Below are 20,076 nucleotides of genomic sequence, written 5' to 3'. Positions count from 1 at the left end.
ATCCTATTGTTAAGCGAATACTTTCTCAACTGCTTGAATCGTAAAGTCTAAATCATCATACGTCAAAGCATCCGTAATAAACCATGTTTCATAAGAAGATGGAGCGATGTAAACTCCTTCTTTTAACAGGCCGTGAAAAAATGTTTTAAACTGATCATTATTCCCATAACCTGCCGTATCAAAATCGACCACCTCTCGTTCATCAAAGAACACAGAAATCATGGATCCTACGCGGTTAATCGTATACTTTATTTGCTTTGCTTCCAATACACGACGTATTCCTTGTTCTAAATACGCTGTTTTTTTTTCTAAGCGCTCAAACACCGCTAAATCATTGTTAATTGCTTGTAACATCGCCAATCCAGCAGCCATTGCTAAAGGATTCCCAGAGAGTGTTCCTGCTTGATATACAGGTCCAACAGGCGCTAAATAATCCATTACCTGAGCAGAACCTGCAAAAGCTCCCACTGGCAATCCACCACCAATTACTTTTCCGAAAGTAACCAAGTCAGCGCGAACACCAAATAACTCTTGTGCACCACCACGTGCCAAACGGAACCCCGTCATAACTTCGTCAAAAATTAACAACGTTCCATGCGTATCACATAACTGACGTAATCCTTCTAAGAAGCCAGGCTTTGGAGGAATACACCCCATATTTCCTGCAACAGGCTCAATAATAATAGCCGCTACCTCGCCTTTATTGGCTTCTAAAATAGAAGCAACATTTGCTAAATCATTATACGTAGCTAATAAAGTATCTTTTGCCGTTCCTTGTGTTACACCAGGGCTATTTGGTGAACCAAATGTTACTGCTCCACTACCTGCTTGAATTAAAAAGGAATCAGAGTGTCCATGATAACATCCTTTGAATTTAATTATCTTTTCTCTATCCGTATAACCTCTCGCTAAACGAATCGCACTCATACATGCTTCTGTACCAGAATTCACAAAGCGTATTTTATCAATATTAGGTACCATAGAAACCGCCAATGCAGCAATTTCTGTTTCTATTTCTGTTGGCATACCAAAAGAAGTACCCTTTTTAGCTTTTTCAATTACCGCTTCCACTACTGGTGGATACGCGTGTCCCAACAACATTGGACCCCAAGAATTAATATAATCAACGAGTCTATTTCCATCCACATCATACAAATAAGCTCCCTTAGCTTCTTGAACAAATATAGGAGTTCCCCCTACAGATTTGAATGCTCTAACTGGTGAGTTTACTCCACCAGGAATAACTTTTTCAGCTTCTGCAAAAAGCTGACTACTTCTTTGATATAACATAGTGTTTTATAATTTTAAGCGTTGACCAATCGATAGATTAGTCCCATCAAGTTTATTTGTTTTCTGTAGTTTTGCTACAGTTGTATTGTATTTTTTTGATATCGAATACAAAGTATCTCCTTTTTGAACGACATGGGTTTTAGCTCCAGCTTTCGTTTCTGCCTTCGCTTTGGTCTCCACTTTTGTTTCTGCTTTTTTCTCTATTTCTTTTTTAGGTCTTGGTGAAGTCAATCCCAATACTTCACGATCATATTGATCCAAAGTATAACGCTCAATCAAGCTAATCAACTTATTAGCATATTTAGGATCTGTTGCATAACCTGCTTTTTTCAAACCATGCGCCCATCCTTCATAATCATCTTTTTCTAAGAGAAATAAATCATTATAACGGCTACGTGACACCAAAAATTGAGAGTGATCGCGATAAGACTCCTCTGGTGCGTCATATTTTCTAAAACACTCATCTGGTGCATCATCAGTATGACGAACGGATGGCCCATCCCATTCTTTATGACATTTAATCCCAAAGTGATTATTTGCATTTCGACTCAACGTTCCCTGTCCTGATCCAGATTCCAATACCCCTTGTGCCAAGGTAATACTTGCAGGAATACCATAAGAAGACATATTGTCCTTCGCAATGTCTTTATACTGTAAAATATAATCTTGAATCATATCAGCGGTCACAGAAATTCGCGAAGTAGCTTCTAACGTTTCACTGTTCTTAGCTGCTGTACGTTTATCTCGTTCTCGTTTCGCATCATCTTGAATGCGACGTTGTTCTTCAACCTTTTTTTGTTGTGCTCGATATTGCTCCTTAGAGACCAACTCTTTCGTTTTCGACTTCCTCCCCGTAAGTTTGGAATTGTTCTTCACCCCACAACTTACAAGTGCGAGTAAACAGAACAGTAAAAGGATTTTTTTTATCATATAGCTATTTTATTTTTTCATTCCACCCCTGCAAGCCCCCCGTGTGAATGGCGAGAATCTTACTGTCTTTTTTAAATTGATTTTGCTCAATTAAATCAAAGATACCAAAAAGTAGTTTACCTGTATAAATTGGGTCTAAAAGAATTCCTGTATCTCGTTCAAAATGGCGTATAAATTGCAGTAAATCAGCATTATATTTTGCATATCCTCCAAAGTGATACGCTGTTTCCAATCTCCAGTTTTCTTTGTTTACATACTTCTTAATTTCCTTCATTAGAAAATCCCCTTTCAATGCAGGAAAACCGATAACCTGTTGATGTAAAAAAGAACGATTGACAATTCCTGCTATCGTGCCTCCAGTTCCCACTGCACAACACACATAATCATAGATCCTATCTTCTTCCTTCAAAATTTCCTCCGTCCCCTTGATTGCTTTTTCATTTGTCCCTCCTTCTGGAACCAAGTAAAAATCACCAAACTCTTCTGCTAACTTGGCTAAAAAAGCAGTTGAATCTTTCGTTCTGTACTCCGTTCGCGTTACGAATTTAAAACGCATTCCATCCTCTTCCGCTTTTTTCAACGTTGGGTTCTCTCGGTAGTTTTCTTGGATTTCCTCTCCTCGAATTACACCAATGGTTTGCATCCCTACTATTCTTCCAGCCGCAGCTGTTGCTGCAATATGATTGGAATACGCTCCTCCAAAAGTCAACACTTGTCGATGCCCTTCTGATACAGCCGCTTCCATATTGTATTTCAATTTTCGGAATTTGTTACCTGACACTTCCGGATGCAATAGGTCTTCTCTGCGAATAAACAATTCAATTCCATTGCTGAATGAACGCTCTACTTTTACCGTTGGCACCTTCTCTTTTGAAAACAAATCTATCATTACCTATCACATTTACAATCGATTAATTTACGATAGGTTTAACTAAAAACGTTTTTTTTTGTATAAATATTAAAACAAATAATACAAGAGTTTTTAGTAACTTACCTACGCAAAAACGAGTCAAAATCCAAAGCTAGACTACGCAACAAAACTAGTTAATAGTTTTTAGGTTTTTACTTAAAAAACACATAAATAATTAATCACAAAAAACTCAGAAAATGACTTTTAAGGAACAAATTCTACAAGGAATTCCAAATGAGCTACCAGCAAAGAAGGAGTATGATCCGGCAATTAATCACGCTCCAAAACGCAAAGAAATATTGACAGAAGAGGAAAAGAAACTTGCCTTGCGAAATGCTTTACGTTATTTTGATGCTAAACATCATTCCGAGTTAATCCAAGAGTTTAAAGAAGAATTAGAAACATATGGTCGTATTTACATGTATCGCTTTAGACCCGATTACAAGATGTATGCAAGACCAATAGAAGAGTATCCAGGAAATTCTACACAGGCTAAAGCAATTATGTTGATGATTCAGAATAATTTGGATTATGCAGTTGCACAACACCCACATGAATTGATCACCTATGGTGGTAATGGGGCCGTTTTTTCAAATTGGGCACAATACTTACTAACCATGCGCTATCTAGCTGAAATGACGGACGAGCAAACGTTAGTCATGTATTCAGGGCACCCGATGGGATTATTCCCTTCACATGCTAAAGCACCACGCGTTGTAGTAACCAATGGAATGATGATTCCGAACTATTCTAAACCTGATGATTGGGAAAAATTCAACGCCTTAGGCGTAACACAATATGGTCAGATGACAGCTGGAAGTTATATGTACATCGGCCCACAGGGAATTGTGCATGGAACAACAATCACCGTATTAAATGGAGGTCGTAAAATTGCTAAAAACGGTGAGGACCTTACAGGTAAGTTATTTGTAACTTCTGGATTAGGAGGAATGAGTGGAGCACAGCCTAAAGCAGGTAATATTGCAGGATGTATTACCGTTTGTGCGGAAGTAAATCCAAAAGCAGTACACACGAGACACTCTCAAGGATGGGTGGATGAAGTGGTTACGGATCTCAATGCGTTAGTACAACGCGTAAAACAAGCACAAGAGCACAAAGAAATCGTATCGATTGCTTTCCAAGGAAATATAGTTGAAGTATGGGAGAAATTTGCAGAAGACAACCTATTTGTTCATTTAGGATCTGATCAAACCTCTTTACACAACCCTTGGGCTGGAGGATATTACCCTGTAGGACTATCTTTTGAAGAAGCAAATGACATGATGGCTAATAACCCAACTTTATTCAAAGAAAAAGTACAAGAATCATTACGCAGACAAGCGGCAGCGATTAATAAACACACCGCTAGAGGAACGTATTTCTTTGACTATGGAAATGCCTTTCTGCTAGAAGCCTCTAGAGCTGGAGCAGAGGTAATGGCTGCAAATGGCATCGATTTTAAATATCCTAGTTATGTACAAGATATCATGGGACCGATGTGTTTTGATTATGGTTTTGGTCCTTTCCGATGGGTATGTGCTTCAGGAAAACCAGAAGATTTAGCTAAAACAGATGAAATTGCTTGCCGCGTATTAGAAGAGATTATGCAAAACTCACCAGCAGAAATTCAGCAACAAATGGCTGATAATATCCGTTGGATTAAAGGTGCACAAGAAAACAAACTAGTTGTTGGATCACAGGCACGTATTTTATATGCTGATTCAGAAGGCCGCATTAAAATTGCAGAAGCTTTTAACAAAGCGATTAAAGAAGGAATAATTGGTCCAGTAGTTTTGGGGCGTGATCACCACGATGTATCGGGAACAGATTCCCCATACCGTGAAACATCTAACATTTATGATGGTTCTAGATACACCGCTGATATGGCTATTCAAAACGTGATTGGCGATAGCTTTAGAGGCGCTACTTGGGTTTCTATCCACAATGGCGGTGGCGTTGGATGGGGAGAAGTAATCAACGGAGGATTTGGCATGCTTTTAGATGGTTCTAAAGAATCCGATGAAAAATTAAGATCTATGTTATTCTGGGATGTAAACAACGGTATTGCACGACGCAACTGGGCTCGAAACAAAGAGGCTACTTTTGCTATTAAGCGTGCCATGGAGATTGAACCGTTATTAAAGGTTACAATTCCAAATATCGTTGATGATAGTTTATTGAATTAACTCACAAAAAATAAGTAAGCGATGAAAACGGTATCAAAATTTCTAATTCTTGCAGCTGTCAGTATTTTTACAGCTTCTTGTAGTAGTGTACGTGTTAGTGCCGATTATGACAAAAACATCAATTTTACAGCATACAAAACCTATGCTTTTTTTAAAGAAGGTATTGATAATGTAAAATTAAACGACTTGGATAAAAAACGCATTCTTCTTGCGATTGACCAAGAAATGACGGCTAAAGGTTTTACTAAAACAGATAGTAACCCTCAATTGTTAGTAAATATTTTTACTAAATCACAACAGCAAGTAAACGTTACCACAAACAACGATTACTTCTACTCGAGATATGGCTACTATGGATGGGGTTATGCACCGTACTGGGGGCCTAATTCAACAACAGTATCCACATCAATAGAAGGAAAACTATACATTGACTTCATCGACACAAATAAAAAGGCTTTAATATGGCAAGGGATTGGAACAGGCTATATAGACAACGCCAATACACCTGAAAAGAAAGAAGCAAAAATTCAGGATTTTGTACAGAAAATATTGAGTACGTATCCGCCTGAATTACAGAAATAAAATAAATTACACAAAAAGAGTGATTAAAATATAAATGCCCTGAGAAGTATTCAACTTCTTAGGGCATTTATATTTACCATAAAAACATTTCAAATTAAGCTCCATTTTTATACATAAGGTCTAGAAAAACACATCTATTATCGTTATTACTCATAAAACTACAATTACAAAACAACTAAAACACCTATTATATATAAATAATCATTTTTTTTCTTTAATAAACAATCAATTTATAAAACATAAATATATAAACAATGTATATATCCTATTCAATATGAAAAAATAATTCAACATATCTATATCTAAGAAAACTATACACACAAAGCAACTCTCGTTCAATTGCTTGAATAAAAAATAGGGGTGTCTCAAGTTTGAGGCACCCCTATTATTCTATTTATTATTTTTTTACTTGAAACTAGTTCGCTCTTACTGTAGCAACTTTAGCTACTCTATTAGACTTTTTGTTTGCTTTTACTGCAGTTAAACTAGCATCCCCAGCTGGAACTTCACTATAATATAAAGCATCAGTTGTTTTATTATACTTTATATCATATTTATTAGCAGTTGGTTGTGTAAATTCTCCTTGAGAATCCAACATAAAAACTGTATTCTCTAAAACAGCTGCTACTCTGAATGTTGTATCTTCAGTTACATCTGAATAAACTTCTTGTCCTTTAATTGCAAATAAATCTATAATTATCCACTCTGAAACAGGTGTATTAAAAGGATTCTTTGTAGCCTGTCCTGCTACTTGAGGGATAGCAAATTCAAATCTTGTGAAAATTTTACGGCTATTCCAATTTGCTTCCGTTTGGTCAATAATGTTTACACCATAAATGTAAGCAAAACCACCTCCATTTAATGGGTATTGTTTTGGTAAAAATGTCCCATCAGTTTGTTTAACACCATTAATTGTCATTTGAGAGAAATCTAAATTATATGTAATTCCTTCTAAAACTAATTGATTTTCACCAGCAACTGTAGATGCATTAACTTTAACTGAAACTTCATTACTATTTTCATATCCTTCTTTTGAAGCTACGAATTTAAATGTACCTTCTCCAGCTGCAATCCAAGGATTTGATACAACTTCAGTACCTTTTTTAATCACTACTCCAGCTACAACAGCACCAGAACCATCTTTAACAATAAAGTTCACTTCTGCTCCTTCTTCTACTTCAGAAGCACCAGCTACTGACAATACTAATGTTTTAGGATCTGGAGTTACAATATCTTTCTCTGATACTTTAACAGTTAATACGTTACTGTCATTGAAACCATTTTTCTTAGCTTGAACTTTGTATTCTCCTTTTTTAGTAAAAGTGTATGGGTTTGAAACTTTCTCACCTGCAACATAAAGATCAGTTCCAGCTTCTGCTTTGTCACCTACTTTTACTGTAAATGTAACAGCGTCACCTTCTTTTACGTCAGTTTTTCCTGATAAAACTAAGTCTTTTTGCTTTGGATCATCATTTTTGCTATCGTCGCTGCTACAAGAAGCTCCGAATGTAGCCAAACCAGCTACAGCCAAAAACATAAATAATTTTTTCATAAATATTTGCTTTAATTAGTTAATAATTGTGTTGCAATATAAAAACATTTTTGAAACTAAAAAAAAAATTAGTTAATATTATCTTTAATGTTCCCTAACATTCTAAACTAACACCTAAATATTATACAATAAACCTTATTTTTAGACAAAAAATTTAACATATTAATCCCTATAAAATAAAATCTTTAACCATATAATTATCATTACCACATTTTAACATTTTATAAATCGTAAAATATTCTTTCTGTTTCAATTATTACCTCTTTATCACTTGAAAAAATAAGAGCTTTTAATACATTCATCTTTTTCCTTATATTTACCGCAACCAAACTACTTTTAGAATACTATGAACGCAAAAGAATACGAAAGCAACGAATTAATAGACCGATTACCTCCTCACTTGAAGCAATTCATCAAGCCACAAGACTATGAGGACTATACTCCTATCAACCAAGCGGTATGGCGCTACGTCATGCGTAAAAACGTCGACTACCTATCTAAAGTAGCTCACGACACTTATTTGGAAGGATTAAGTAAAACGGGAATCTCGGTTGAATCAATTCCAAGTATGTATGGTATGAATAGAATCTTAAAGGAAATTGGTTGGGCAGCTGTCGCAGTAGATGGTTTTATTCCACCTAATGCCTTTATGGAATTTCAAGCCTACAAAGTACTTGTTATTGCTTCAGACATTAGACAATTAGAAAATATTGAATACACTCCTGCTCCTGATATCATTCACGAAGGAGCTGGGCATGCTCCTATTATTGCTAATCCTGAATACGCAGAATACTTAAGACGTTTTGGAGAAATTGGCTGTAAAGCCATTTCATCTGCTCATGATTATGAAATTTACGAAGCTATCCGTTTATTATCCATCTTAAAAGAAGCAGAAGGTGTAGCTGAAGAAGATATTAAAAAGGCAGAAGATGAAGTTGATCGCTTACAAGCAATTACAACAGCACCATCAGAAATGGCTTTAATTCGAAACTTGCACTGGTGGACTGTAGAATATGGTTTAATTGGAACCGTGGACAATCCTAAAATATACGGGGCTGGACTATTGTCTTCTATTGGAGAGAGCGCTTGGTGTATGACGGATAACGTAGTTAAACTACCATACACAATTGAATCTGCTACTCAAGGTTTTGACATCACTAAACCTCAACCTCAACTCTATGTAACACCAGATTTCGCATTTTTAAGTGAAGTCTTAGAGAATTTCGCCAACAAAATGGCATTGCGCAAAGGTGGATTAGAAGGAATTCAGAAATTAATTGACTCTAAAGCCTTAGGTACTATTGAATTGAATACGGGTATTCAGATTTCAGGACACTTTACTAATGTAATTGAACATGAAGGTAAGCCTGCATATGTACAAACAACTGGAGCCACAGCATTATCTTATAGAGAAAAAGAACTCGTTGGACACGGAACAGAAACACATCCTCATGGTTTTGGTACGGCTTTAGGTCGTTTAAAAGGCATCAACTTAGCCATTGAAGATATGAGTCCACGTGATTTAAAAGCCTATAACTTATTTGAAGGACAACCCGTAACATTAGAATTTGAGGGCGATATTACCGTATCTGGAACAAATATTACAGGTATCCGCAATATCCATGGCAAAATTATTTTAATTAGCTTTAGAGATTGTACGGTTAAACACGGCGATACAGTTTTATTCCAACCTGAATGGGGTACATATGATATGGCCGTGGGTGCAGATATAATTTCTGCTTTTTCTGGACCTGCAGACTATAAGAGTTTTGATTTAGTCAACCACGTTCCTTCATCTAAAACAATTAAAGCCAAAAGAGACGAAGAAAAAATAAAATTAGAAGGACTTTACCAAGCGGTCCGTTTGATGCGTGAAGACAACAAAGCAACTGATTTAAACACCATTTTAGATACGTTGATTTCAACTTATTCTTCAGATTGGTTGTTAACTGTTGAGATTCTAGAACTAGCTAAACAAAACAAAGAGGAAGCGCTCTATCAAAAAGCGATGAATCGTCTAGAACAATTAAAAGTTGAAAGGCCAAAGGTTGCTCATTTGATTGTAGACGGAGTAAGTATCATTGAACAAGCATAATTTACATAGGGAAAGTGACTGACAAGTCACTTTCTTTTTTTATGGTGTTTCCTTGATATTCCAAACGCCATCCCAACATATTAGTCACGACTAATAATTTTCCCAATTCACTTGTTAAGCGATTTTCTGCATTTGACTTTAAGCTAGATTGCTCAATCTTGCGTTGTAAATCCTCTTTTATCTTGGCATTAATCTTATTGTAATCTTCTCCCGTAAATGGATTGAATGTACTCGTTTCTACGTCGTATAATTTGTAATCTGGATAAATGTGAATTTCTGGTTCTGGAATATGCAACAACTGAACCACCTTGTGCTCTTCATCAATTTGGTATTGCAATTGCGTTAAATCATACTCCACTGTTGCTTTTGCATTGACAATAACCACTGCTTTTTTTGTAAAAGAAACAAGATTCAACAAATACTTCTGTTGATCTTGATAGGTCATGACTTGTGTGTAATTCGCTTCAGTCACAATCAATTTACTCACGTTTTTCAATTGTTCCTGAATCAAATCCGAATTATATTCTACGTTACTCGTTGATTTACCGAATGTATATTGATAAACCACTACTCCCATAAACATGAAGAATAGCACAATAAAGAAAGAAAATACAACTTTGAATACTTTTCTCATAACCTACACTAATTATCTAAAACTCATAAACGGATAACGCTCTAATAAATCGTCAATTTTTTCAATTAACGTATCTAAAAACTTCAAATGTTGTTCTGCAGTTGGATTAAAAGGGCGATGATTCAATCCTTTCTGAACCTCATCTACTTTTTTCATTACAGCATACATTTGTTCATCGATATAATGCGCAACAAAGCGTTCCCAGATGTATTGAATTGCAATAGCATTGGGGTGGATCAAATCTTCCTTATAGAAACGATAATCGCGTAATTCATCCATCATCATTTCATAAACGGGAATATAGCTTACTTTCGTATCTTGTAAAGCATCAAATGCACAGTGCAAAGCAGCAAGTAAAATACTTTTACTGCGTTGATTCTCCACAAAACCATCTTTGATATGACGTACAGGTGATATAGAACACAAAATTTGTGCCTCACTATTCACCGTGCGAATCAACGTAATGATGTGTTGATAGCTTACCAACACTTCTTCATAAGAGAGCAAGCGTTTCTCAAACTGTGTATTGGGTACTTTATGGCAATTTGCTACAATTTCTCCAGTTTCTTTTACCGCATATACCCAAGCTGTACCAAAAGTAAGTGTAATGAAAGCACTTTCTCGTAAAGCGACCTGCAAATCGAATAATTTGACATTCAATTTAGTAACGATATCCTCTTGCTCCAGTTCATTTAAATCAGAATGCGCAACAAAAGAACTCCAAATTTCCTGGTGTTCAAAAACATCTGAAGCAGTAAACTCATACCCTTTCACGGCATATTCCACCAACTTTTCTATAGCCTTTGGATGAAATAAAATACCAAAAGGATTGATGGTTTGCTGAAATTGATACGCTTTAAACTTCTCTCCAATATTTACAGCAAAACAAGAGCCTAGACAAAGGATTTTATCTTCATAAGTAATCTTTTTTCCTGTATAGGATAAGGGAACAACGGTACTGAAATTCATTTCTACTAGGTATAAGAAAAAAAGATTCCTACGAATAGGAATCTTTTTTTTATCATTATATTATTTCAAATAATCAATAGCATGACTGATAGCTTCTTTTATTCCAGCTGGATTTTTACCTCCTGCTGTTGCGAAGAAAGCTTGTCCTCCTCCACCCCCTTGGATGTATTTTCCTAACTCACGAACGATTTGACCTGCATTTAATCCTTTTGCCTCAACAATTTCTTTAGAAACGTAACACGTTAACATTGGTTTATCATTGGCATTAGATCCAAACACCACATAAAGATTAGTCAACTCACTTCCTAATTCATAAGCTAAGTCTTTTGCTCCATTCGCATCTAAATCTACTTCTACAGCTAAGAAAGACACTTCATTGATCAGTTGAATTTGTCCTTTCAACTCTCCTTTTAGATTTTTAGCTTTCTCTTTCAACAATTGCTCAACTTGCTTTTTAAGTTTTGCATTTTCATCTTGTAGAGCCACAACTGCTTTCAATGTATCTTGTGGATTTTTTAATACTGCTTTTAATTCTTTTAGCGTATTTTCTTGATCTGCATAAAAAGCTCGTGCCGCTTTATTAGTAATCGCTTCAATACGGCGAATTCCAGCTGCTACAGCCCCTTCACTTACAATTTTAAACTGCCAAATATCAGCAGTATTTTGAACGTGCGTTCCTCCACATAATTCCATACTTTCACCAAAGCGAATAGCACGTACTTCATCTCCGTATTTCTCACCAAAAAGTGCCATTGCACCTTCAGCTACAGCTTGATTAAAAGGAATACTGCGTCTTTCAATTAACGGTAATTGCTCGTGAATACGACTGTTAACGAAATCTTCCACTTGTTGTAATTCCTCTTCAGTAACTTTAGCAAAGTGCGAAAAGTCAAAACGCAAATGTGTAGGAGACACTAAAGAACCTTTTTGCTCTACATGCGTTCCTAAAATGGTACGCAACGCTTGGTGCAATAAGTGTGTTGCTGAGTGGTTCGCCATGGATTGTTGACGAGCCTCTACATCTACTTTTGCTGTAAAAGTTCCTTCTACATTAGCAGGCAATTCTCTTACAATATGTAAAATTAAATTGTTTTCTTTTTTAGTATCAATAACCTGAATAGCCTCATTCGCAGAAACGATTAATCCACAATCTCCTACTTGACCTCCCCCTTCTGGATAGAATGGCGTCGAATCAAGTACCAACTGGAATAATTTTCCATCTTTCTTGCTATCTACTTTTCTGTAACGCGTAATTTTTACTTGATTTTCTAATTGATCGTAACCAACAAATTGCTCTACATTACCGCCAATTAGAATCGTCCAGTCATCGGTAGATACTTCTGATGCTGCTCTTGAACGTGTCTTTTGTTCATTCATAGCAACTTCAAATCCTTTCTCATCTAATTCGAATCCTTTTTCTCTTAGGATTAATGCTGTTAAGTCAATAGGGAATCCAAAAGTATCATACAATTCAAATGCTTTTGCTCCATCTACTACCTTTCCATTCGTTTTCTCAATCACTTGATCCAATAAATGTAATCCTTGTTCTAACGTACGCAAGAATGAAGCTTCTTCTTCTTTGATTACATTTTCAACCAACGTTTTTTGTGCAACGATTTCAGGGAAGAAAGCTCCCATCTGTACCGCTAGCACTTCCACTAATTGGTAGATAAAAGGTTCTTTTGTTCCTAAAAACGTAAATCCGTAGCGAATTGCACGACGTAAAATACGGCGAATAACATACCCCGCTCCATTATTTGATGGTAATTGTCCATCAGCAATAGCGAAAGCAACTGCGCGAACGTGATCCACGATTACGCGAATGGCAATATTGGTTTTATTTTGTTGTTCTGTAATGTCTTTTACTGTATTGTCTGTGTATTTCAATCCAGTGATTTCTTCTACTTTTCGGATTAAAGGTGTAAATACATCTGTGTCATAGTTAGATGTTACGCCTTGCATAGCCATACACAAACGCTCAAATCCCATTCCAGTATCCACATGCTGAGCTGGTAATTTCTCCAAAGAACCATCCGCTTTACGGTTGAATTCCATGAATACGTTATTCCAAATCTCTACTACTTGAGGGTGATCCGCATTAACTAAAGAAAAACCTGAAACGGCTGCTCTTTCTGCATCAGTACGCAAATCAATGTGAATTTCAGAACAAGGTCCGCAAGGCCCTTGATCTCCCATTTCCCAAAAGTTATCTTTTTTATTTCCTAGAATAATACGGTCTTCAGCTACATACTGTTTCCAAAGATCAAAAGCCTCTTGATCAAATGGTACATTTTCAGCAGGATTTCCTTCGAAAACGGACACATATAGGCGATCTTTTTCTAGTTTTAAAACTTCCGTTAAAAATTCCCATGCCCAAGCGATTGCTTCTTTTTTGAAGTAATCTCCAAATGACCAGTTCCCTAACATCTCGAACATCGTATGGTGATACGTGTCGAAACCTACATCTTCTAAATCATTGTGCTTTCCAGAAACACGTAAACATTTTTGTGTATCTGCTATACGTTTGCTTTTCGGCGTGGCGTTTCCTAAAAAATATTCTTTAAACTGGGCCATCCCAGAGTTGTTAAACATTAGAGTTGGATCGTCTTTTAAAACGATCGGTGCTGAAGGAACGATTAAATGTCCCTTTTCTTCAAAAAAGTTTAAAAACTTCTGACGAATTTCTTGTGATTTCATATTTTCGGAAACTAATATTTTCTATCAAACATTTAAATAACTTGCTAATTGTATTGTATAACCCTGTATTGACCAACAAAATGTGTTAATTTTTTATTCCCATTTGTTATTTAACCAAGTATTAAACCAAAACATTGTTTAAATTTGTTGTTTAACGCCTTTTTAAACCAAACAAGGGTGTTTACAAAATTAGTGCAAAAATAGTGTTTTTTAAATTATGGCTAAGGTAAAATATTATTACGATTCCGAAAAGTTAGCGTTTCACAGAATACGCCCCAAATCTTCTAAGAGAATCGTAAACATATTCTTGTTTATCCTATCTGCGGCTGCCTTTGGTTTATTGGGATTATTTATTTTAATTAATTCCAATATCCTAGCGACACCCAAAGAGAAGATGTTAGAAAGAGAGGTTGCAGAATTTAAAACCAACTATACCTTACTCAATAAAAAAATTGATCTTATTGCGGAAGTTTTAGATGAACTTGAAGTTCGTGATAACGAAATCTACAGGGCTTACTTCAACACCGCTCCTATTCCAGAGGAGCAACGCAAAGCGGGATTGGGAGGAATTAATCGCTATAAAGAGTTTAAAAACTTACAAAACGAAAAGCTATTGCGATTGACAACTGAAAAAATCGATCTCATTGCTAAACAAACCGCAATACAATCACGTTCATTGGATGATATCATTAATCTAGCAAAAGGAAAAGAAAAATTATTAGCGGCTATTCCGGCTATTCAACCCGTAAAGAATGAAAGTCTAAAACACATGGCTTCAGGTTATGGTTATCGCAGTGACCCTTTTACGAAGATTAAGAAGTTCCACTCGGGTATGGACTTTTCTGTCAACATTGGAACCCCTATTTATGCTACGGGAGATGGGCGAGTAACAAGAGCCAACAATCAACTTTCTGGTTATGGAAATTTAATTGAGGTGGAACACGGATATGGATATCAAACGCGTTATGCCCACTTGAGTAAGTATAACGTTAAACAAGGACAAACCGTAAAAAGAGGGGACATCATCGGTTATGCAGGAAGTACAGGGCGAAGTTCTGGTCCGCATTTACACTATGAAGTTCACTACAAAGGAAATCCTGTGAATCCATTGAATTACTACTATGGCGATATTTCAGCCAAAGAATTTGAATTATTATTACAAGAAGCTAATCACGAAAATCAATCTCTAGACTAATGAAAGTTAATTTACCTGAAAAAAGATATTACAGTATTGGCGAGCTTGCAAAAGCTTTTGACGTCAACACTTCTTTGATTCGTTTTTGGGAAAAAGAATTTGACATCATCAAGCCCAAAAAGAATGCCAAAGGGAATCGCATGTTCTCGCAGCAGGATGTCAAAAACTTTGAATTAATTTACCATCTAGTCAAAGAGAGAGGATTCACCTTAGAGGGAGCCAAGGAACAACTAAAACTCAAACCAAAAGAAGCCGTGGACAACCTTGAAATCATCAAGCGATTAGAATACATCAAAGAAACATTAATAAGTATAAAAAACGAACTTTAAAACAGAAAAAAGCAAATGAAAAAAGCGTTACCTATTATCATCGTATTAGTTGTATTAATTGGCGGATACTTCTTGTTATCCATGAATTATCAAAATACAGCTTTAGGACACAAACAAGCCGTGGATAAATCATGGGCAGATGTTGAAGGTGCCTACCAAAGAAGAAATGACTTAATTGGAAACTTAGTAGAAACAGTAAAAGGAGCAGCTGATTTTGAGAAATCAACCTTAGAAGCAGTTGTGAATGCAAGAGCGAAGGCAACTTCCGTTTCGATTGATCCAACAAATATGACAGAAGCACAATTAGCAAACTTCCAGCAAACACAATCTGGAGTTTCTAGCGCATTGGGACGTTTATTAGTTACGGTAGAAAAATATCCTGACTTAAAAACGAATCAAAACTTCTTGAAATTACAAGATGAATTAGCGAGTACTGAAAATCAAATCTTTACACAGCGTAGTCGCTTCAATGAGACAGTACAAGTGTATAATGGATATATTTTAAAAGTACCTAATAAATTTTTCTTGAATGGCTATGCAGAACGACCATTCTTTAAAGCAGAAGCTGGAGCTGAAAATGCACCAAAAGTAAAATTCTAATTAATTATGCAACCAATTCATCAATTTCTAAGTCCTTCGGATGAACAAGAAATTATAGCGGCCATTACACAAGCGGAGAAAAATACCACAGGAGAAATCAGGGTTCACATTGAAACAAAAACAACAAAAGAACCCTATACAAGAGCTCAGGAAGTATTTTTTGAACTTGCTATGGACAAAACCACACATGCAAATGGGGTTTTGTTCTATATCTGTTTAAGCTCCAAAGCTTTTGTGATTCTTGGCGACAAAGGAATTGATCAACGCGTAAAGGCAGAAAATTTTTGGGAAGGAACCAAAGAACTTGTTATTAATCACTTCAAACAAGGATTATTCAAACAGGGGCTTATTTATGGAATTCTCAAAGCAGGTAGTCAATTAAAAGTGTATTTCCCTGCTGAAGGCGAAAACAAAAATGAACTATCAAACGAAATATCAAAAGCTTAACTCAACATGCGAAAACTACAGAACAGAGTCCTATCATTTGTTGTATTTGCTTTCCTTTTACTTTGGTCGCAAGTCAATTATGCGCAATTTGATATTCCAACCAAGCCTACGGGTACGAAACAAACAGCAGTTTATGATTATGCTCAACTTCTAAGCAGTCAACAAAATAAAGCATTAGAACAAAAGTTAATCAACTATAGTGACACAACCTCAACGCAGATTGTAGTCATTATCATTCCTTCTCTAAAAGGAGAGAGTATTGGTATTCTAGGACCTAAATGGGGACAAACCTGGGGTATTGGTAAAAAAGGGAAAGACAATGGTGTTTTAATCCTAATGGCTGCGGAAGAAAGACAAATAGGTATTTACCCAGGGTATGGTGCTGAAGTGCAAATTACAGCAGGACAAGGAGGAGAATTGATTCGAAATAGGATTATTCCCGAATTTAAACGAGGGGATTACTATGCGGGTCTCAATGAAGGAGTAGATGGAATTATGGAAATGCTTGCCGGAACATACCAAGCGGATAAAGATGCTCGTATGGATGGCGACAATGAAATAGGGGGATTATTTTGCTTGATAGCGATTATCGCTTTGATAGTGGGTACAATTCTATTTAACAAAGGAAAAAACAATGGAGGTGGTCGAGGTAACTCTGGTCACCGTGGTTTCTTAGATGATTTAACCAGCATGGTTATCCTCAGTAACCTTGGCAGAAGCTCCGGAGGCGGAGGTTTTGGTGGAGGTGGAAGCTTTGGCGGCGGCGGCGGATTTGGCGGCGGCTTCGGAGGTGGAGGTTTCTCTGGTGGTGGATCAAGTGGAAGCTGGTAATCCATCAAATAAAACAATAAGGGGGATGTTGATCAACATCCCCCTTATTTATTTTTAATATCCTCCTCTTTGTATAACAGTTCCTCTACGGCTTCCTCCTGGTCCGCCAAAGCCTCCTCTATTCCCTCTCATTTCTTTACTTCCAAACGCTTTTAAACTATACGTCAAGGAAAACATCACATAGCGTTTAAGCACTAAACTTTCTGAATCCACAATAGATGTCGCGTCAATTGTTCGTCTTGAACTTGTATTTTGATTCAACATATCATATACTTTAACTTTAGCTTTAAAGCGGTCATTAAAAAACTCATACGCTAAACTCACATTCCACATATAGAAATCTCGATTGTAGCCTGAAGCAATTTGAGAATTATAGGTATACGTAAAATCATTTCCTATCGTGAATTTACTCGGCCAATACACCACTGTTTCCAATGCTGCATTGTGAACGAAATTACTTGCACGATCTATAGTAAAATTCTTATAGCTCGACCAACTTCTATTGTAGTTATACGAAGGTGAAATTCGAAACAATTCTCCGTAATCCAAATTCACATATACTCTTGGGCTTATTCCATTGGTAATTGCATCATACGTTACTCCATCAATATATCCTTTATTGACATTCTGATTGTAACGCAAATTAACACCATAACGCATCGTCAAAGCCTCCCATTTTTCTGATCGATACCAAGATCCATATAAAGACCAATTATATGCTCCAGAAACGTTTTTATAAGTAGAAATACTCTTTCTATCCTCGTCGTAATCTACAGCATTCACAATGCTATTATTCATGAAGTTGATATTACCATTCAGGGAATAACCTGATCGCGTTTGGAAGTTATACGATCGGTAACTCAGATTCACTCCATGATTCCCTGTTGGGCGCAAATCAGGATTTCCTACCGACGTATGTAGTGGATTACTTATATCTACAATATCTAACAATTGCGCTGCACTTTGATAGCTGACATTATAGTTATACATCATCCAGAAATAACTCCCCCTTCCCATAGCATAACTCAAATTAAGACGCACATTTGGGTCGATATATTTCTTATCCAAAGAGTAAATCTGATTGTTATATAGGGCTTCTACACTATTCTTTACAATATTCGTAGACGTATTAAAATCAGCAAACCACTTTTTATATTTATAATTCAATCCTACGTAGGGTGCTACTGTTGTTTGAACTGTATTATAACGATTCGTTTGCAATGTATTTAACTCTGAATACTCCTGTGTTGCTTCATCATAATCAAATACTTTTGAATCCGTAATTGTTTGATTTCGATCCCAATTACTTCCCACCAACAACGTCAATGAATCTGTAATCGGCTGACTATACTCCATTGCAAAACGGTAGGTATCATTGGTATTGTTTTGTGCTTGAAATTGGCGACGAATATCATCTTCTTGTTCCGATTTATAAAAACGCGTCGTTGATTCTTGTAGCGCATCACTCGTATTTATACTATTTGTGTTCATAAATTCAAGTGTAAAGAACTGTCGATCTCTTTTCAATTTTCGCATATAGCGCATGGCATTGGAAAAAGAATTACTATCCCCCTTACTTGTTGCATTAGATTCGCTATCATTCAACAACTCCCCTACTTCATTAAGGGCTTGATCTTTCGAGCTCGTTACTGAACGGGAATAGTTGGTTTGAAAATTAGGCATAATATAAAAGGAATCCTTCTCCCCTATATAATCTATCGACACATTCGCAGAATGCCCTTCCGAGTCGCTATTAGATGCCGATTCAGAATTATTCACAAACTCTCCAGAAGGTAAAAACTGTGTTACTGTTGATCGATTTTTACTTTCAGTATCCGAAAAATTGTAATTATAACTACCGTTAACCTTCAGCTTGGTATTGACATCTTGTACGAAGTTTACCCCCAACATTCTCGATTCTGTAATTCCGCCCGAGCTCTTCCCCATCCGCATATTATCAAACACCTCATCCATTGAAAAGCCAACAGCATTAATATTATTAGCAGAACCTATCACATTCAACTGAGTTTTATCGAAAAACGTATTAAAGAACAAACTACTTTCATATCGTTCATCTGAGCCATACCCTCCAGTTATCTTTCCGAAGTATCCCTTATTATGCTCTTCATCAATCGTAATGTTGATACTGGCATCTTCTGATTTTGCTCGCTCTCCAGTAAATTTTTCTTTTTTCGTTTTCTTATCTGTTACTTGAACTTTATTGATGATTTCCGAAGGCAAATTTTCTAAAGCAATTTTGCCATCTTCTCCAAAAAATGGTTTTCCATTAACCAATATCTCCTTTACTTCTTTCCCATTTACAGTAATCTTCTTGTCTTCATCAATCTGAAAACCGGGCAATTGCTTCAACAATTGTTCAAGATTAGCATCAGGGCGAACGGAAAAAGAAGACGCATTAAACTCTAAGGTATCTTTTTTCACGCGAATTGGAGGAACATCTGCTGTAATAACTAATTCATCCAAACTAGTTACCAATTCTTGTAAGCGTATCACTCCTAAATCATAGGTCGATTCTCCTGTTTTCTCTATTGCTTTAGTATAAGGTTTGAATCCAACCATACTAGCTTTGAAGAGTATTTTTTCCTCTGGGAGTTTTATTTTTAAATCAAACTTTCCTTCCGCATTCGACATATTGTATTCTAGTACAGCATTGTCTTTTTCTTTCACGAGATAAACCGTAACGGCTTCTAATGGATTTTTCACAGAATCTGTCAATTGACCTTTGAAGATAACTGTTGATTGGCTGAATATCAGCTGGGTAATAAGAACAGTTAAGATGCAAATTAGTTTCTTCATAGCAATAAAAAA

General features: G+C 36.2%; 16 protein-coding genes. 8 read left to right on the top strand and 8 right to left on the bottom strand.

The features are described 5' to 3' along the window. Window positions 1-9: 9 nt before the first annotated feature. The 3 genes from hemL to ACUTSE_RS06030 are packed head-to-tail and all read right to left on the bottom strand — an operon-like array spanning window position 10 to window position 3,109. A complete protein-coding gene (gene hemL, locus ACUTSE_RS06040; RefSeq protein WP_445639577.1) occupies window positions 10-1,290 on the bottom strand; it encodes a glutamate-1-semialdehyde 2,1-aminomutase in 1,281 nt (426 codons plus the stop codon). Window positions 1,291-1,296: 6 nt separating this feature from the next. After that, window positions 1,297-2,220, bottom strand: a complete 924-nt coding sequence (locus tag ACUTSE_RS06035) for a glucosaminidase domain-containing protein (RefSeq protein WP_445639576.1) — start codon at window positions 2,218-2,220, stop codon at window positions 1,297-1,299. A gap of 4 nt (window positions 2,221-2,224) precedes the next feature. Then, window positions 2,225-3,109 carry a 1-aminocyclopropane-1-carboxylate deaminase/D-cysteine desulfhydrase gene (locus ACUTSE_RS06030; RefSeq protein ID WP_445639575.1) on the bottom strand — a complete coding sequence of 295 codons (885 nt, stop codon included), beginning with the start codon at window positions 3,107-3,109 and terminating at the stop codon, window positions 2,225-2,227. Between the two features lie 218 nt (window positions 3,110-3,327). Here ACUTSE_RS06030 and ACUTSE_RS06025 point away from each other — a divergent pair, with 218 nt between their 5' ends. After that, window positions 3,328-5,316 carry a urocanate hydratase gene (locus ACUTSE_RS06025; RefSeq protein ID WP_445639574.1) on the top strand — a complete coding sequence of 663 codons (1,989 nt, stop codon included), beginning with the start codon at window positions 3,328-3,330 and terminating at the stop codon, window positions 5,314-5,316. A gap of 21 nt (window positions 5,317-5,337) precedes the next feature. Further along, entirely contained in the window at window positions 5,338-5,898 is a 561-nt protein-coding gene (locus ACUTSE_RS06020; protein ID WP_445639573.1) for a DUF4136 domain-containing protein, read from the top strand. Between the two features lie 415 nt (window positions 5,899-6,313). Here ACUTSE_RS06020 and ACUTSE_RS06015 read toward each other — a convergent pair whose 3' ends face one another. Beyond that, window positions 6,314-7,450 carry a hypothetical protein gene (locus tag ACUTSE_RS06015; protein WP_445639572.1) on the bottom strand — a complete coding sequence of 379 codons (1,137 nt, stop codon included), beginning with the start codon at window positions 7,448-7,450 and terminating at the stop codon, window positions 6,314-6,316. A gap of 346 nt (window positions 7,451-7,796) precedes the next feature. Here ACUTSE_RS06015 and ACUTSE_RS06010 point away from each other — a divergent pair, with 346 nt between their 5' ends. Next, the gene (locus ACUTSE_RS06010; protein ID WP_445639571.1) at window positions 7,797-9,545 is read left to right on the top strand and encodes an aromatic amino acid hydroxylase; all 1,749 of its coding nucleotides are present in this window, start codon (window positions 7,797-7,799) and stop codon (window positions 9,543-9,545) included. Between the two features lies 1 nt (window position 9,546). On the opposite strand, the gene ACUTSE_RS06005 is transcribed toward ACUTSE_RS06010, so the two are convergent. Genes ACUTSE_RS06005 through alaS form a run of 3 tightly spaced genes read right to left on the bottom strand, consistent with a single transcriptional unit; the run spans window position 9,547 to window position 13,845 of the window. Next, complete coding sequence (locus tag ACUTSE_RS06005) at window positions 9,547-10,179, bottom strand: DUF4230 domain-containing protein (RefSeq protein WP_445639570.1); 633 nt, start codon at window positions 10,177-10,179, stop codon at window positions 9,547-9,549. Window positions 10,180-10,191: 12 nt separating this feature from the next. Further along, the gene (locus ACUTSE_RS06000; RefSeq protein WP_445639569.1) at window positions 10,192-11,148 is read right to left on the bottom strand and encodes a GSCFA domain-containing protein; all 957 of its coding nucleotides are present in this window, start codon (window positions 11,146-11,148) and stop codon (window positions 10,192-10,194) included. Between the two features lie 60 nt (window positions 11,149-11,208). Further along, on the bottom strand, window positions 11,209-13,845 hold the full coding sequence (gene alaS / locus ACUTSE_RS05995) for an alanine--tRNA ligase (RefSeq protein ID WP_445639568.1): 2,637 nt from the start codon (window positions 13,843-13,845) through the stop codon (window positions 11,209-11,211). Window positions 13,846-14,062: 217 nt separating this feature from the next. Here alaS and ACUTSE_RS05990 point away from each other — a divergent pair, with 217 nt between their 5' ends. The 5 genes from ACUTSE_RS05990 to ACUTSE_RS05970 are packed head-to-tail and all read left to right on the top strand — an operon-like array spanning window position 14,063 to window position 17,247. Beyond that, window positions 14,063-15,040 carry a M23 family metallopeptidase gene (locus ACUTSE_RS05990; RefSeq protein WP_445639567.1) on the top strand — a complete coding sequence of 326 codons (978 nt, stop codon included), beginning with the start codon at window positions 14,063-14,065 and terminating at the stop codon, window positions 15,038-15,040. Next, on the top strand, window positions 15,040-15,369 hold the full coding sequence (locus ACUTSE_RS05985) for a MerR family transcriptional regulator (protein ID WP_002987612.1): 330 nt from the start codon (window positions 15,040-15,042) through the stop codon (window positions 15,367-15,369). The genes ACUTSE_RS05990 and ACUTSE_RS05985 overlap by 1 nt, the downstream gene beginning before the upstream one ends. Before the next feature lie 15 nt (window positions 15,370-15,384). Next, window positions 15,385-15,969: a LemA family protein gene (locus ACUTSE_RS05980; RefSeq protein ID WP_002987613.1), complete on the top strand. Its 585-nt coding sequence runs from the start codon at window positions 15,385-15,387 to the stop codon at window positions 15,967-15,969. Window positions 15,970-15,975: 6 nt separating this feature from the next. Beyond that, on the top strand, window positions 15,976-16,416 hold the full coding sequence (locus ACUTSE_RS05975) for a TPM domain-containing protein (RefSeq protein ID WP_115091761.1): 441 nt from the start codon (window positions 15,976-15,978) through the stop codon (window positions 16,414-16,416). 6 nt (window positions 16,417-16,422) lie between these two features. Further along, complete coding sequence (locus ACUTSE_RS05970; RefSeq protein WP_445639566.1) at window positions 16,423-17,247, top strand: TPM domain-containing protein; 825 nt, start codon at window positions 16,423-16,425, stop codon at window positions 17,245-17,247. Between the two features lie 54 nt (window positions 17,248-17,301). On the opposite strand, the gene ACUTSE_RS05965 is transcribed toward ACUTSE_RS05970, so the two are convergent. Beyond that, a complete protein-coding gene (locus tag ACUTSE_RS05965) occupies window positions 17,302-20,064 on the bottom strand; it encodes an outer membrane beta-barrel protein (protein ID WP_445639565.1) in 2,763 nt (920 codons plus the stop codon). Between the last annotated feature and the right edge of the window lie 12 nt (window positions 20,065-20,076).

It is taken from the genome of Myroides sp. TSA_177.3 (genome assembly GCF_052691955.1).
Note: the sequence above shows the minus strand (reverse complement) of the source record. Positions and strands in the feature narration are given on the sequence as shown.

Coding starts and splice junctions, on each gene's coding strand:
- hemL (WP_445639577.1), bottom strand. CDS start 1,290: ATGTTATATCAAAGAAGTAGTCAGCTTTTTGCAGAAGCTGAAAAAGTT.
- ACUTSE_RS06035 (WP_445639576.1), bottom strand. CDS start 2,220: ATGATAAAAAAAATCCTTTTACTGTTCTGTTTACTCGCACTTGTAAGT.
- ACUTSE_RS06030 (WP_445639575.1), bottom strand. CDS start 3,109: ATGATAGATTTGTTTTCAAAAGAGAAGGTGCCAACGGTAAAAGTAGAG.
- ACUTSE_RS06025 (WP_445639574.1), top strand. CDS start 3,328: ATGACTTTTAAGGAACAAATTCTACAAGGAATTCCAAATGAGCTACCA.
- ACUTSE_RS06020 (WP_445639573.1), top strand. CDS start 5,338: ATGAAAACGGTATCAAAATTTCTAATTCTTGCAGCTGTCAGTATTTTT.
- ACUTSE_RS06015 (WP_445639572.1), bottom strand. CDS start 7,450: ATGAAAAAATTATTTATGTTTTTGGCTGTAGCTGGTTTGGCTACATTC.
- ACUTSE_RS06010 (WP_445639571.1), top strand. CDS start 7,797: ATGAACGCAAAAGAATACGAAAGCAACGAATTAATAGACCGATTACCT.
- ACUTSE_RS06005 (WP_445639570.1), bottom strand. CDS start 10,179: ATGAGAAAAGTATTCAAAGTTGTATTTTCTTTCTTTATTGTGCTATTC.
- ACUTSE_RS06000 (WP_445639569.1), bottom strand. CDS start 11,148: ATGAATTTCAGTACCGTTGTTCCCTTATCCTATACAGGAAAAAAGATT.
- alaS (WP_445639568.1), bottom strand. CDS start 13,845: ATGAAATCACAAGAAATTCGTCAGAAGTTTTTAAACTTTTTTGAAGAA.
- ACUTSE_RS05990 (WP_445639567.1), top strand. CDS start 14,063: ATGGCTAAGGTAAAATATTATTACGATTCCGAAAAGTTAGCGTTTCAC.
- ACUTSE_RS05985 (WP_002987612.1), top strand. CDS start 15,040: ATGAAAGTTAATTTACCTGAAAAAAGATATTACAGTATTGGCGAGCTT.
- ACUTSE_RS05980 (WP_002987613.1), top strand. CDS start 15,385: ATGAAAAAAGCGTTACCTATTATCATCGTATTAGTTGTATTAATTGGC.
- ACUTSE_RS05975 (WP_115091761.1), top strand. CDS start 15,976: ATGCAACCAATTCATCAATTTCTAAGTCCTTCGGATGAACAAGAAATT.
- ACUTSE_RS05970 (WP_445639566.1), top strand. CDS start 16,423: ATGCGAAAACTACAGAACAGAGTCCTATCATTTGTTGTATTTGCTTTC.
- ACUTSE_RS05965 (WP_445639565.1), bottom strand. CDS start 20,064: ATGAAGAAACTAATTTGCATCTTAACTGTTCTTATTACCCAGCTGATA.